The organism is Halobacillus shinanisalinarum, from assembly GCF_022919835.1.
Classification (GTDB): domain Bacteria; phylum Bacillota; class Bacilli; order Bacillales; family Halobacillaceae; genus Halobacillus_A; species Halobacillus_A shinanisalinarum.
Window position 1 is genome coordinate 253,815 of sequence record NZ_CP095074.1, and the last position, 15,472, is coordinate 269,286.

Here is a 15,472-nt window from a genome sequence, read left to right on the forward strand (position 1 = left end):
GACCATGCAATTTTTTGCAAAACAAAAATTATTTTGCCCTATCTTTATCAAGCTGATACTTATCAAGCTTATAATAAAGGTTACGAATTGAAATCCCTAAAGCTTTAGCGGTTCTCGTTTTATTAAAATTATGGGAGCGGAATGCGTCTGCCAGCAGATCCTTCTCATATTCATCGACTGCCTCCTGCAGTGTCCCTCCAAGCCAAATAGATTCCTCACCCTGGATGTCTGAAAAAGCCGTTTCATTCTTTAACAGAGTGGGAATATGTTTTTTTTCAATGATGTCTTGATGGTTCTCCATATAAATCATTGCTCTGCCAATAATATTCTCAAGCTCTCTTACATTCCCGGGCCAATCATATTCACACAGCTTTTCTAATGCCAACCCGTGTATGTGCGTTACATTTCTCCCATAATCCTCATTTAACTTTTGAACTAAATGAGTTGTAAGCGGTTTGAGATCCTCTTTTCGTTCCCGAAGCGGTGGAATATAAATAGGTAAACGATTAAGACGATAATAGAGATCTTCTCTAAAGCTTTTTTTCATAATGGCTTTCTCTAAATTAATATTTGTAGCGGCAATCACCCGTACATCAACATGGATCGGCTTCGTCCCTCCGACTCGAACAATCTCCTTTTCCTGCAAAACACGAAGAAGTTTAGCTTGCATCGTTAAGCTCAGTTCGCCGATTTCATCCAGAAAGATACTGCCATTATTTGCTTCTTCGAAAAATCCTTTTCTCCCGTTCCGTTTTGCACCGGGAAATGCGCCGTCCTCGTAACCAAAAAGCTCACTCTCAAGCAGCGTTTCAGCAATAGCTGCACAGTTTACACGAATAAACTTATTGTGCTTCCGCTTACTTTCATTATGAATGGCGTGCGCAAATAATTCTTTACCTGTACCTGACTCACCCCGTAGAAGGACAGTCGCTGGTGTTCTTGCCCCCACCTTTGCTTGCTCAAGGGGTAATGTCATTTCCTGTGAATCACCGATGATATCATCAAAGGTATATTTCGCCTCGAGACTTCTTATTATTTGTCGTGCCCTCCTCAATTCACTCGTTAAGGATTGAATTTCTGTTACATCATGGAGGACACCAACACTTCCCTTTAGTTTTCCATCAACGATAACAGGAGCCACATTGACTAACACATCTTTATCTGAAGGCCCTACCTTCATTCGGACACCTCGGACTGGCCGACGTGTTTTAAGAACCTTCAAGTGCATACTTTCTCCTTCAGAAATGTCAACGGTCGCAGGTCTTCCGATGATTTCCTTTTCGGTAAGTCCAGTAATTCGAGTGTAGGCAGGGTTTACCATTAAACCGTTTCCATTTTCATCTACTACGGAAATGGCTTCGTCTGAAGACTGTATTATTGCTTCGAGCATTGTTTTTACTTCTTTCAAATCCGTGATCTCTTCTGCTAAATCCACGACTTCTGTAATATCTTTAAACACCGCATAAGCACCGATTACCTTCTTATTGCCTCCTACAATAGGAATCCTTGTAGTGATCACTTTATTCCCATTTTTGAGCTGAAGTTTTTGGTTTACCTCTTTACGCTGTGTTGATAATAAACGCGGCAGCCTTGAATCTGGAATTACTTTATTTACGTGTTCTCCAATAACCTCACGCCTGTTTTTCCTAAGAATCCGCTCACCGCTCTTATTCATAAAAGAAACATGCTCATTTGCGTCAATGACGATCATACCATCATGAATACTATTTAAAATCAATGTTTGATTATCTGTTTGCTGTTTCAGCTCTGTAAGTAGGGATTCCTTCTCCTCCAATAACTCTGATGTAATATAGGCGACGTCCCCGGGAATCAATACCGTTTTGCTCGAACGTTCAGCACGAATAGCCTCAAAAACTTGCTCACTTCCTGTTGCCTCGATGACAATATCTATATTGTTATGTATAAAGTCACGCCAGTTTTCACCAGTAGCAATTCCAAGTGATACAGCCTGCCTAAGCCCTTCAGCTTCAGGATTGATATCCGTAACAGCGACGACAGTCATACGATCTGTCTCTTTTAATAACTGCATCAAGGCCATACCGCCTTTGCCAGCTCCGACAATGAGCACACGTTTCATATATCATCACATCCTGCAATATTTTGCGCAATTCAATCGTATCTTATTATGCATATTTTAGCAAGGGATGGTTCTATTTTCAGTTCAACCTCCTTTTGATATACTAGGTAATGATTGATTGACAAAGGAGAACAGTTTCATGCGAATTATTGCTTTACTATTACTAGTTACACCTGGGGTTATTGCTGTTATTGGAATAAAATTAATCCGGGATGCCTTATTTAATGTATTTCACCCGATGTTTTTTCACGTAGCCATTCAAGGAAGTATAGGGGTACTTTTTGTTATAGGAGGGATTGCGTTTATTGGTGGTTTTATCCTTCATCGTGACCGTAAAAGAAACCTTACCAAGGGACGCTTTAAAAAGAAGTAGAGCTGTTGGCTCTACTTCTTTTTAAGAAAACGAAAAGGGATCATTAAAAGGGATTCGACCAAAAGCAAAACGTCCTATTTCAATAGTGGACGATCCTGCTACCCGTGAGGGGTAAACTCGTATTTTCTCTTGCGTACTAAACATCAGAACAATTATACGCTCTTATTTAATGTAAAAGGAGTGCTGCTATGTGAGCCACCCATTTGAATTCTACCGAAATCAATATCCATTTGAATTATTAACAAATAAAGAATTTGAAGAGATATTTGGTCATGCTGTTGTTAAAGAATATAGTACAAATGAATTTATTATCCATGAAGATGAAAACAATGACATGATTGATATTCATTTTCTCGTTTCGGGTTTAGCCCAAAATATTATGCACCGATCTAACGGACGACAGCTTTCCGTCCGCTTTTACTACCCAGGGGATTTAGTCGGAGTCATGATTCTTCTAACAAGCGGAGAGATGAGGTTCTCTGTTCAAGCCCTCGAACCTGTGAAAACACTTTGTTTTGACCAAGCCTCTTTTCTTAAGATCATGTCGAACAATACCCAATTTTCCAAAGTAGTCTTGGACGGAATCAGCCACCTTATGAAAAGCCTTTACGATGAAATTAAGTATAAAAGTTCAACAGATGAACAGGATGACCGTGAACTTTATAAAAAAAGAGCCGGCGCTTATATGGAACCCCCTACTTTCATCCATCCGACAGAATCAGTGGAAAAAGCCGCGAGAATGTTGCAACAGCAGAAGGTTGAAGCGCTGATTGTTAGTGAAGATCGTGAAAGCCTGCTCGGAATGATCGGTTATGGAGATCTTTTAAAGGCCTATTTTGAAAACAACCACCAAGATTCCGTCAACGATCATATGTCAGAAGAGTCGTATTCAATAAGTGATCAGGAATTCATTTATGATGCTTTAAGTTACTTAAAGCATCATCCAACAGAAATCATCCCTGTTCACCATAAGGACAAAATTGTTGGAATACTAAGGCAATCCTCCTTTTTTACGATCAAAAACTCTGTGTATTTCGATATGACGTACCGCATCTCTAATGCAACGAGTGTTGACGAAATTAAAGCCCTTTCTCCAGTTTATAACCAAGGTTTCCAGCAGTTTGTTGCAAGCTTGATTGATGAGCAAATGTTCGCCTACGACATTGCTGAACTAATGACAAACTACAATGATCGAATCCACAAGCAAATCGTCCAAATTGCAGAAGATGAAATGATTGCAGAAGGTTACGGAACTCCTCCTATCAACTATTGTTTCCTGGTAATGGGCAGCGAAGGTCGCAAGGAACAAGCCTTTTCAACAGATCAAGATAATGGGATGATTCTCTCAGATTATAACCATTCAAGGAATAAGCAGCATATCGAACAATACTTTCTCTATTTCTCACAGAAAATTAATGCCATGTTAAATGAGTGTGGCTATCCTTACTGCACGGGAGGGATCATGGCGAAAGAAGACAAATGGAGACAGCAAATGAGTGAGTGGCACAACAGCATCAACGACTGGATTAAAAAAATGGATGCCGAAGAAATAAGAGATTTCACAATTTTCATGGACTTTCGCCCTATTTCTGGGGATTTTTCACTCGCCTATGATTTAAAAAAATATGTAACACAGCTCGTGCAGCGATCCTTAGGATTACACCAATTACTCATGAAAGACACGTTGCGATTCCGCGTCCCTGTCCAACCATTTGGAAGAATTTCCGGAGTCGGGAAGAAACGCACCTTAAACCTTAAAAAATCAGCCATTATGCAAATTGTCAATGCAATACGGATTTATAGCATGAAGTATGGGGTTGAATCAATTAATACAATCAATCGATTAGATGCGTTAGCTGAACAAGAACGATTTCACCCTAGAGATGTAGAAAACACCAAGCTTGCCTTACACCGGCTTATGTTATTTCGTTTGAAAGAAAATTTAAACCAGCTGCAGAATCAGGAACCTCTTTCTAATGATTTACGACTCATTCAACTTAACAAAGTCGAACGACGTTCCTTAAAGGATGCGTTACTGATAGCTAAACGTCTTCAACAAGTGCTTGAACTTAGCTATAATAGGAATCGGGTGAAGTAATGCTTCCTATTGACTTGCAAATTTTAAAGTATATTTTTTTTGAAAAACCGATTTATACGTACAAAATTCGTCCTCAATTCAATTGGGCGGCTTATCAAGAACTAACTGAAATATTACATTTGGATAATGAGGAACCAAACTTAGAGCTAACAAATTTGCAGAATATTGATTATACCATCTTTGATTTAGAAACGACTGGTTTTATTCCTGAAATCGGCCATGAGATTATATCAATCGGCGCTGTTCGAATCCATGGTCTTGAGGCCTGTCATATTGATACGTTTCACCATATTATCAAGCCTATTAGACCCGTCTCTAAAGCGACATTAAAATTGACAGGACTAACCCGTGAACAGCTTGCTGATGGACACTCTTTTGTTGAAAGCTTTAAGCATTTCATCGAATTTAGTAAAGGTTCGATTCTTGTTGCTCACCCAGCTAAGTTTGACATGCGGTTTCTACAATCTATGCTTAAGCGTTGGAAGCTGCCTCATTATGATCAAGCCGTAATTGATTCACAAACCATGGCTCAATGGCTTTTCCCTACAAAGAGACATCAGCTTGATCCGTTATTAAAACAATTTCATATCGAAAAAAGAGAACGTCATCACGCTTTAAATGATGCGATGATGACCTCTGAATTATTTTTTAAATTGCTCGAGCACTCTGTACAAAACGGCATTCAAACATATGGAGAGCTAAAGAACAGGCTGGAAAACACAAAAAAAGCGAGAAAGTCTAAGTAAAAGACCTTCTCGCTTCTTATTAGCTGAAAAATGTCCGATAAAGTGATTGAACAGCTGATGCTAATCCATCTGACTTAATCCCGAACATCATAGATACTTCAGACGAACCCTGGTTGATCATTTCAATGTTTACGTTCGCATGTCTAAAAGCAGTAGCTGCTTGGCTAGCAATACCTATCGTTTGGTTCATCCCTTCACCGACGAGCATGACCATGGCCATATCCTTTTCCACCGTTATGGTATCCACATGCAACTCTTCCGCAATCCGCCTCGTTACAACAGCCTCTTTCTCCTTAGGCAATTGGTGTTCACGAATAATAACTGACATGTCATCAATCCCTGAAGGAGCATGTTCAAACGAAATCCCTTCATCTTCTAATATTTGCAGCAGTTTACGCCCAAAGCCGAGCTCACGGTTCATCAGGTACTTACTTACATATAGGTTTAAAAAGCCTTTATCACTCGCAATTCCAATGACATGGCCGTCTTTTTCTTCACGCTTATTAACAATCATCGTGCCTTGTCCAGCTGGATTATTTGTATTTTTAATGCATACAGGAATCTTTTCCTTAAAAGCGGGAATTAAAGCTTCATCATGAAATACAGAAAAACCAGCGTAAGAAAGTTCCCGCATTTCCTTGTATGTTAATGTCGTTAACTTTTTAGGATTGTCTACGATTGTTGGGTTAACACAAAAAACAGAATCTACATCAGTGAAGTTTTCATATAACTCTGCTTTGACCCCTGCTGCGACGATTGACCCTGTAATATCTGAGCCCCCTCGAGAAAACGTTACCAGCTTTCCTTCTGGTGTATATCCAAAGAATCCTGGAATGACCAAAATTTCGTCACGTTTTCTGAGTTCATATAATTGATCAAAGCTTTCATCGAGTACCAATGCTCCGCCTGGCTCATCACTAACAAGGATTCCTGCCTCTTTCGGGTTAACATAAGATGATTCCAGTCCACTTGATTGTAAATAAGCACTTAAAAGTAAGGCCGTACCATCTTCTCCACAAGACTTAAGAGCATTCATACCAGCTATATAATCAAGAGAGGTGGCTTCACATGCTTCTTTAATTCTTTGTTCAATACTTTCCAGAACCTCGTTAGAAATATTCAAGTCCTTACCAATATCAGCGAAACGATCCATCACCTTGTTGTAAATCTGTTCGTCTTTATTTCCATTGTTTATGGATTCACCTAAGGATATTAATAAATCTGTTGTTTTTGTATCATTCGCGCTCCTTTTACCTGGAGCTGAGACGACAATTACTTTTCTGCTATCATCACTCTTGATAATATTTGTCACTTTTTTCAACTGACTTGCATCAGCTACTGAGCTTCCCCCAAACTTTACTACTTTCATATGTACAACTCCTCAATTCATGAACTAAAGTAATTAATAATTAAGAATTGTATCATAAACGCTTTCTATTTGAAAATTAAAAATCCCTCTCCATGAAGAGAGGGATTTTAAATGACTAGCTGGCTTTATGCTCGAGTCGCAGGCGATCAGCGACCATCGCGATAAATTCACTATTAGTCGGTTTAGCTTTCGTGGAAGAAATTGTATAACCAAATAATGACGAGATAGCATCAATATTGCCGCGATTCCAGGCTACTTCGATCGCATGCCTGATTGCACGCTCAACACGAGAAGCTGTCGTATTATATTTTGTTGCAATGTCTGGATAAAGTACTTTTGTAATGGAGCCTAGAAGTTCAAGATCATTGTAAACCATTGTGATTGCTTCTCGTAAATACAAGTATCCTTTTATATGTGCCGGTACTCCCACTTCATGGATAATGTGGGTAATGCTCGTATCAAGATCTGGCTTTTTCGGTTTCGTATAGCTACTTCCAACAGCACGATTAATCGGATCACCAGCGTGTCTAATCTGTCTTACCTGTTCACTTAAGTGCTCTAAATCGAATGGTTTCATCATAAAGTACGCCGCGCCTAATTCAACTGCTTTTTTTGTAACTTCTTCTTGTCCAAACGCTGTAAGCATGATGACCTCTGGCGGTTTTTCGAACTCTTTTACCTTTTGAAGGACAGCAAGACCGTCAATATGCGGCATAATAATGTCTAATATAAGTACATCAGGCTTTTTGCTAGCTAGCATGTCCAAACAATCTTTCCCATTATATGCTGCACCAATCACTTCAATATCTTGAGTTTCTGAAAAATTCTCCTCAAGAAGATTTACTAATTCACGATTATCATCTGCCAAACAAACTCGAATTTTTTCCATTATACTTCCTCCTCACAAGAAATTCCTAAGTTTCCACTAAACTATTTCGACATCAGGAAAAATAACCCTCTTTATTATAACAAATAAATTCGAGTTATTTAACATTATCTTTAAAATGCTTCTAATTGCTCTTATTTTCACTAAAATTCGATAAATACTTACACGAACAACCTTCGTTTTGTCGAATTTTGTCGATTATAAAAAGAGTGCCTCTCTCATGAGACACTCTCTTTAATTATCCAGCTTTATTTAATTTTTCTTCTTTTTTATAAATATCGATGCCTGCTTCTTTCAGCATCCATTCAATGTGAACACCATATCCTGAGGTGGGATCATTAACAAATACATGAGTAACAGCACCGATAATCTTTCCATCCTGTATAATCGGGCTTCCACTCATTCCTTGAACAATTCCTCCCGTTTTCTCCAAAAGCTCTGGATCGGTAACTTTCACAACCATTCCTTTAGTTACTGGTTCGTCCTTAGGCATGTTACTGACAATTTCCACATCAAATTCTTGGAGTTTCTCACCTTCAAGAACCGTTAAAATTTTTGCAGGTCCCTCTTTGACTTCCTCGGAATATCCAACAGGTAACCCATTAGAGTACTTCTCGTTCTCCATATCCTCATCCAACTTACCAAATATTCCAAATGAACTGTTCTTCGTGATCGTACCTATCCGATCGTCTCTTAGAGAGAACTCTGCTTTTTTCTCCCCAGGTACTCCCTGATTTCCCTTTTCAATTGAGGTTACATTTGATTCAACTATTGTGCCTTCATTAATCTCGATCGGCTGTCTTGTATCCATATCAGCAATAACATGACCTAGCGCACCATATTTACCTGATTCAGGATGATAAAAACTCATCGTCCCTATCCCAGCGGCTGAATCGCGAACATAAAGTCCAATTTGATATTGGCCATCCTGTTTATTTAAGGAAGGGGTTAAAGAAGCTTCAAACGTTTCTTCTCCTCTTTTAACTTTAAATTTCACCGATTCGTTTTGATCTCCGGAGCTTTTTACAATGTCAGAAAGCTCTTCCATGCTGTTTAATTCTTTTCCATTCCCCTTTAAGAGAATATCTCCAACTTGAATATCTGATTGCTCTCCCGGTGACGTTGACTCTTCCTTATTTTCATTAACAAGATGATGTCCGACTACTAGAACTCCCTTAGTTTGAAGTTGTACTCCAACCGAGTGACCGCCAGGAATTAAATGGATGTCTTTCATTTCTCTAACATCCGTTTTCTTTAAAGGAATTCCGGCAAATTCATGATATACATCACTCGTTGTTGGATCCACGTTCTCTGACGAAAAGGCTGTTCTTGTTTCATCCGATTGACTCCACACTTGAGAAGTCTCAGGTGATGATTGGGAAGTACTAATACGAAGTTCTGTCGGGATGGATATATATTCTTGAAATGGGCTAAATAAAGGTAAAGCGAGCATCAACAACAGGAGAACGGAGCCACATATATATTTTATTTTAAATTGACGAAACAATGCTGACCACTCCTTCTCACTCCTGTGCCAATGAATTGGCTTACTTATAATGTGGTCTTCAAGTGCTCTTTTTAAACGAGCATAATCACAGAAATTATAGGATGCATTGCCTCTGAAAGAAACATTCACCAAGAAAAAAAATGAATAGTACCGTATAGACGTACGCCGAAGATATATAGTCGTAATTTGTAACAAATTGTTAATTAAGAAAAAAAGTGCATGGGATAAGATTCCCCATACACTTAAGCCTTTTGTTTATGTTTCGATGCCAACTTCAGCAACTCTCTTGCATGTTCAAGTGTTGTATTAGTTAATTCTGCACCAGTTATCATTCGAGATAGCTCATCTGCTTTATCCTCTTCAGATAGTTCAGTAACAACTGTTGAGGTACGCTGATTATTGATATTCTTCTCAATTCTTACATGTGTATCCGCCATTGCTGCAACCTGTGGTAAATGTGAAATGCAAAGCACTTGCGAACCGACTGAAATACCATGGATCTTTTCTGCAATTGCCTGTGCTACTCTTCCACTTACGCCCGTGTCCACCTCATCAAAGATGACACTTGTGACACCTTGATGTCGTGAAAAAATACGTTTTAGCGCTAGCATAATGCGCGACATCTCGCCTCCAGAAGCTACTTTGTGTATTTCCTTTAGAGGCTCACCTGGATTCGTTGTAATTAGAAAGGTAATGGTGTTGAACCCATTAGGGAGCAGCCGTACTTGTTTTCCTTCAAATTCGGGACCCTGACTTCCTTCCTTTATTGAGATATCCGCTTGAAATGAGGCTTTTTCTAAGTAAAGGTCTGTTAACTCCGAATGAACAAGTTCGGATAACTGTTTTGATGTTTCGATTCGTATATCATGGATATTCTTAGCTTCTAAGACAGCATCCTCACCAAGTTCCTTTATTTGCTGTTCTAATTTGTGAAGATGGGAATCTTTATGTTTAATTTCATCGATTTCTTCTTCTATTTCTGAGGCATATTCCATCATGTTTTCTACTGTGTGACCATATTTCTTTTTTAATCGATTAAGTTCGTTTAAGCGTGATTCTATCTCATTTAAACGCTCGGGGTCAAATTCAAGCTCAGACATCTGGCTGCTTAATTGAAAAGTCAATTCTTCAATAACATAATAGCTGTTTGACATATCTTCAGAGAGCTTAGTCAAATGGTTATCATAATCTGAGGTACTTTCTAATGAATTCATTGCAAGACTTAACCAATCTAAGCCTTTTTGTTCTCCATATAAAGCATAATAAGCATCGTGAATTCCTTGATACACTTTCTCATAATTCATAAGCTTTTTACGTTCTTCCTCAAGCTCCTCATCCTCATACGGACGCAATTCAGCTTCCTGAAGTTCCCTAAGCTGAAATTCAAGTAAGTCTAAACGTTGAGCCATTTCCTGTTCATTCTCACTAAGCTCCCTATAGCGTTTTTTTACCGTTTGGTATTTTGAATACAATTGTTTGTATTCATCTAAGGAAGTGCGAAGCTGATCTTTAGCAAACATATCGAGTAATTCAATATGGTAGTCGGGATCCATTAACGATTGTGTTTCATGTTGGCTGTGGATATCAATTAAGGTATAGCCGAACTCTTTTAGGATGCCTAGGGTCACAAGTTTTCCATTAACCCGGCAAATACTTTTCCCTTGATGGGTTATTGTCCGTTGCAGCACAACCATTCCATCTTCACCAATCTTCACACCAAACTGCTCACCCTTTTGATAAACAGGATGCCCCGTTTGCACGGTAAATAACCCCTCAATTTCTGCTTTAGCTGCACCGTGCCGGACAAACTCTATAGAGCCGCGCCCGCCGGATAGCAGTTGAATGGCATCGATAATGATGGATTTTCCTGCTCCTGTCTCACCAGTTAGAACCGTGAGTCCTTCTTTAAAAGTAATGGAAACTTGATCAATAATGGCAAAATCTTTTATGGATAATTCCGTCAACATAAAACGAGTCACCTCAGTTTATAGCATATTTAACAATTCTTCACTGATGCTCTCGGTTTGCTCCTTGCTCCTGCATATAATTAAACAAGTATCGTCGCCACATATCGTACCCATGATTGCTTCCCAGTCCAGGTTATCAATAAGAGCTCCCACAGCATTGGCATTGCCTGGCAGTGTTTTTAATATAATAAAATGTCCAGCCTGATCGATACTAACGAAAGCATCCATCATTAGGCGCTTCAGTTTTTCAAACGGATTAAAACGCTGATCAGCAGGTAAACTGTACTTATAACGCCCATCTAGCATCGGTACTTTTACAAGATGCAGCTCTTTAATATCACGAGAGATTGTTGCCTGTGTTACGTTATAGTCCATCGCTTTTAAACGGTCCACCAATTCATCCTGAGTTTCAATGTCATCATTAGTGATCAGTTCCCGAATTTTAATATGTCGTTGGCCTTTATTCATATAGAAAAACTACCTCCCATAACAAAAGGGCTAGAAGTTAGCCCTTAAATGTTAACCAAGTATTACCCTTTACGATGTGCTTCATGTGCTTGATGCACGATTGTATTTACTTCGACATCAGATTCTCTTTTTCCTTCTTTTTCGCCAGACCAATATAGGTGGACCAGAAATTCAATATTTCCATCTCCCCCTGTGATTGGAGAATAAGTTAAATTCCTAACAATAAAACCAACATCTGTAGAGAAAGTAAGGATTTGTTCGATCACTTGTTTATGGATAGTAGGATCCTTTACAATCCCCTTTTTCCCCACCTGTTCCCGGCCAGCTTCAAATTGTGGTTTAATCAAGGCAACGACGTCACTTTTTGCAGCTAGTAATGTAGCTAAAACCGGAAGAATTATCCTCAATGAAATAAAAGAAACATCAATGGATGCGAAATGTGGTTTCCCGTCTGTAAGGTCATCCAGTGTAACATAGCGAAAATTTGTCCGCTCCATAACGACCACCTGAGAATGGTTTCTAAGCCGCCAGTCAAGCTGATTATAACCGACGTCAATGGCATAACTTAGACCTATACCATTTTGCAGACCACAGTCAGTGAAACCTCCTGTAGACGATCCAACATCAATCATCGTCTTATCCTTTAAATCTAAGCTAAAGGTCCGGAGGGCTTTTTCAAGTTTTAAACCGCCTCTGCTGACATAAGGAATTGCTTTTCCTTTCACTGTTATGTCAATGTCTTCATCCACTTTTTGTCCAGGTTTGTCCAGACGTACATTTTGTTCATAAACGAGTCCTGCCATAATGGTCCGCTTCGCTTTTTCTCTCGTCTCTATAAGTCCTCGCTCGACTAACAATAAATCTAAACGTACTTTTTTGCTCATAATGTCAGGCCCTCAGCTTTTTATTTGGAATGATCGCTTTAACCTGTTTTTTCACATTGTCTTCAGTTAATCCAATTTCTTCCCACAACTTCGGTACACTGCCATGTTCAATAAACCGATCAGGAACACCAAGGCGGTTTATCCAAGAAAGATAGTTATGCTCTTCTTTAAATTCAAGCACACCGGAACCAAAGCCACCCTTAAGGACAGCCTCTTCGATTGTTAAAATAGGCAGCTTAGCCGTCATCATATCATGGAGCATGGCTTCATCCATCGGTTTAATAAAGCGGGCGTTGACAACCCGAACGGAGATCCCTTCTTTACTAAGCTGTTCACTAGCAGCCAAAGCCATTGGAATGGTTGTACCAAATGTAAGAATAACCGCATCTGTGCCTTCCTTCAGGACCTCCCAGCTGCCGATTGGGACCGTCTTTAAGGAGTCATCCATCTTGACGCCAAGTCCGTTCCCCCGTGGATAACGAATGGCAATCGGGCCATCATCATAAGACACTGCTGTATGAACAAGGTGTTGCCCTTCATTTTCATCCTTTGGCATCATAACAGCCATATTAGGAACTGAGCGAAGGAAAGCCACATCAAATACACCTTGGTGGGTTTCCCCATCGGCGCCAACTAAACCTGCACGGTCAATTCCGAACGTAACATTAAGATTTTGTCTGGCCACATCATGAATCAGCTGATCATATCCACGTTGTAAAAATGTAGAATAAATCGCTAAGAATGGTTTCATCCCCTGTGTAGCTAAACCTGCTGATAAGGTCGTGGCATGCTGTTCTGCGATTCCGACATCAAATAATCGATCCGGAAACTCTTCCCCAAACTTCTCAAGCTTAGAACCAAGTACCATGGCAGGAGTGACAGCTACAATCCTCTTATCACCTCTTGCTTCTTTTCTTAATGTTTCACTGATTACTTCACTCCATGCTGGTGGTGCATCAGTAGGTTTAATTTTTTCTCCTGATTCAATTTTATAAGGCCCTACTCCGTGCCACTTATCTTTATTATCATTTTCCGCTGGGTGATACCCTTTGCCTTTTTGAGTAATAACATGAACGATAACCGGACCACTAGTTTTTTTAGCATAGGTTAAATTTTCGAATAGGTCATGATAGTCATGACCGTCTACTGGACCGTAATACGTAAATCCTAACTCTTCAAAGAACATCCCAGGAACAACAAAATATTTCATGCTATCCTTTAATCTTTCAGCGGCTTGGGCAAGCTTTCCGCCTACAGCAGGAATTCTCTTTAACAACCACTCAAGATCATCCTTTGCCCGATTATATTTACCTGCGCTTCTCATCCGTGCTAGTGCCCCATGTAAAGCACCCACATTTCTTGCAATTGACATTTCATTATCATTTAAGATAACGGTTACATCCTTTTTCTCATCCCCAATATGGTTGAGAGCTTCTAAGGACATCCCGCCGGTTAGGGCGCCATCTCCTATGATTGGTACAATGGAATGTGATTCATTATTTAAATCTCGGGCAATTGCCATCCCCATGGCAGCTGATAATGATGTAGAACTGTGCCCCGTTTCCCAAACATCATGTTTACTTTCATTTCTTTTAGGAAAGCCACAAAGACCTTTATATTGTCTTAATGTATCAAATTGACCGGCCCGCCCTGTCAATATTTTATGAATATAAGACTGATGTCCGACGTCAAACAATAAACGGTCTTTCGGGCTTTCAAATACTTTGTGCAGTGCTAAAGTAAGCTCTACTACACCTAAGTTAGCACCCAAATGACCGCCTGTAGCCGACAAATTCTCAATAAGAAATTTGCGAACATCTAGTGATAGTGCTTCTAATTGACCAATTGACATTTCCTTCAGAACTGAAGGCTCTTTAATTTTATACAGATCCATTAAAGGACCCCCTAACGTGATTTTCTAGCTTGATTCGACGCACCAGGAAGAATGTTGATTTTAGTTTTATCCTCCACCAAAGCGATAAACCGCGCAGCAGCAAATATGACCCTGGTAGATGAATGGATGGCAAAATACTTCCCAAGCGCCTTTCCACCAACTGTAATAGCAGCAACTATGCTGGTTACAACAACGGAAAGAACAAGCTGAAAGGTTGATCCATCGTTATACCCGAGAACATTAACAATTTGGAGCACTACTACAGTTGAGGCCGTCCCACTGACTATACCAGATATATCCCCTATAACGTCATTACAAAAACTCGCAAAGCGGTCAGCATTTCTAACGATAATAATCGCTTCTTTAGCCCCTCGTATTTTCTCAGAAGCCATTGAATGAAAGGGTGTTTCTTGTGCAGCCGTTGCAGCTATCCCTAGCATATCAAAAACCACCCCTATAAATACAATAACTAGTACAATAAAAATCCCAGCTATCCATACAACGCCGCTTAATGCTGAAGAAGAGATAACTGAAAAAATAGCCGCTAACACAAATGTGATAACGGCAATACTTAAGCTGAATTTTAGTGATTTTTTAAATTTATTATCCATTTTAAACCTCAATATTTTAAATATAGTATGTAGAAAGGAATGGTCATGAAAAAGGTAAAAATTACGGCTTAGGTCTAGTAGGTTTTCCCAATCAGATACCGAGTGTCACCACTCTGGCGGTTCCCCATTAAATCCGATTCAGCCTCGTCTCCGATGACTGGACTAGATTACCACTGAGTCCGTACTATAATTCCCTTCTCATGTCCATTGCTAGAACAGCCTAGGGGATTTCCCCGACAGCCTTTAACCGCTCCTTAGCCTCTTTTGCAGTTCTGATTTCATCCAGTGCAAACATCCAATCTTCAGTGGCCATCCGAAGATAATGGACATTTTTAATGACTGTAATCCCCTCAGCAACCACTCAAGGCAGGCTACGCTGCTTATACAGGTATTAATCCATATAAAGCAGGTTCATACCCCATTTCATAAGAATCTCCGGCTAGAATCCTCTTACAAAGATAGGCCTCCGCGGAAGCAGGGTCAACGCCCACATGCCTTTGTGGATCGCCCTGCGACCTTAACTCCCAGCACCGACCCAAAGCTGGGCGCCTCAAGCCAGCACAAGGAACTT

12 protein-coding genes are annotated in these 15,472 nt (G+C 39.8%); 3 read left to right on the forward strand and 9 right to left on the reverse strand.

The genetic code is table 11. The features are described from left to right. Positions 1 to 28: 28 nt before the first annotated feature. Positions 29 to 2,098 carry a sigma 54-interacting transcriptional regulator gene (locus tag MUO14_RS01380; protein WP_244753298.1) on the reverse strand — a complete coding sequence of 690 codons (2,070 nt, stop codon included), beginning with the start codon at positions 2,096 to 2,098 and terminating at the stop codon, positions 29 to 31. 139 nt (positions 2,099 to 2,237) lie between these two features. Between MUO14_RS01380 and MUO14_RS01385 the strand changes: the two genes are divergently transcribed. The 3 genes from MUO14_RS01385 to MUO14_RS01395 all read left to right on the forward strand — a co-directional run bounded on the left by MUO14_RS01385 (position 2,238) and on the right by MUO14_RS01395 (position 5,315). Next, the gene (locus MUO14_RS01385) at positions 2,238 to 2,471 is read left to right on the forward strand and encodes a DUF2627 domain-containing protein (RefSeq protein ID WP_244753299.1); all 234 of its coding nucleotides are present in this window, start codon (positions 2,238 to 2,240) and stop codon (positions 2,469 to 2,471) included. A gap of 190 nt (positions 2,472 to 2,661) precedes the next feature. After that, on the forward strand, positions 2,662 to 4,569 hold the full coding sequence (locus MUO14_RS01390) for a DUF294 nucleotidyltransferase-like domain-containing protein (protein ID WP_244753300.1): 1,908 nt from the start codon (positions 2,662 to 2,664) through the stop codon (positions 4,567 to 4,569). Next, positions 4,569 to 5,315: a 3'-5' exonuclease gene (locus tag MUO14_RS01395; RefSeq protein WP_244753301.1), complete on the forward strand. Its 747-nt coding sequence runs from the start codon at positions 4,569 to 4,571 to the stop codon at positions 5,313 to 5,315. The genes MUO14_RS01390 and MUO14_RS01395 overlap by 1 nt, the downstream gene beginning before the upstream one ends. Before the next feature lie 19 nt (positions 5,316 to 5,334). On the opposite strand, the gene MUO14_RS01400 is transcribed toward MUO14_RS01395, so the two are convergent. The 8 genes from MUO14_RS01400 to MUO14_RS01435 all read right to left on the reverse strand — a co-directional run bounded on the left by MUO14_RS01400 (position 5,335) and on the right by MUO14_RS01435 (position 14,901). After that, complete coding sequence (locus tag MUO14_RS01400; protein ID WP_244753302.1) at positions 5,335 to 6,684, reverse strand: aspartate kinase; 1,350 nt, start codon at positions 6,682 to 6,684, stop codon at positions 5,335 to 5,337. Positions 6,685 to 6,799: 115 nt separating this feature from the next. Then, positions 6,800 to 7,573, reverse strand: a complete 774-nt coding sequence (gene spo0A, locus MUO14_RS01405; RefSeq protein ID WP_244753303.1) for a sporulation transcription factor Spo0A — start codon at positions 7,571 to 7,573, stop codon at positions 6,800 to 6,802. 235 nt (positions 7,574 to 7,808) lie between these two features. After that, positions 7,809 to 9,077, reverse strand: a complete 1,269-nt coding sequence (gene spoIVB / locus MUO14_RS01410; protein ID WP_255822149.1) for a SpoIVB peptidase — start codon at positions 9,075 to 9,077, stop codon at positions 7,809 to 7,811. Between the two features lie 242 nt (positions 9,078 to 9,319). After that, a complete protein-coding gene (recN, locus tag MUO14_RS01415; protein ID WP_244753304.1) occupies positions 9,320 to 11,044 on the reverse strand; it encodes a DNA repair protein RecN in 1,725 nt (574 codons plus the stop codon). Positions 11,045 to 11,062: 18 nt separating this feature from the next. Continuing rightward, positions 11,063 to 11,512 (reverse strand): transcriptional regulator AhrC/ArgR, encoded by a 450-nt coding sequence (gene ahrC / locus MUO14_RS01420; RefSeq protein ID WP_244753305.1) that lies wholly within the window; start codon positions 11,510 to 11,512, stop codon positions 11,063 to 11,065. A gap of 62 nt (positions 11,513 to 11,574) precedes the next feature. Further along, positions 11,575 to 12,399 (reverse strand): TlyA family RNA methyltransferase, encoded by an 825-nt coding sequence (locus MUO14_RS01425; RefSeq protein WP_244755440.1) that lies wholly within the window; start codon positions 12,397 to 12,399, stop codon positions 11,575 to 11,577. 1 nt (position 12,400) lies between these two features. Then, positions 12,401 to 14,290, reverse strand: coding sequence for a 1-deoxy-D-xylulose-5-phosphate synthase (gene dxs, locus MUO14_RS01430; protein WP_244753306.1), 1,890 nt, complete (start codon positions 14,288 to 14,290; stop codon positions 12,401 to 12,403). 11 nt (positions 14,291 to 14,301) lie between these two features. Further along, positions 14,302 to 14,901, reverse strand: a complete 600-nt coding sequence (locus MUO14_RS01435) for a CNNM metal transporter family protein (RefSeq protein WP_244753307.1) — start codon at positions 14,899 to 14,901, stop codon at positions 14,302 to 14,304. Between the last annotated feature and the right edge of the window lie 571 nt (positions 14,902 to 15,472).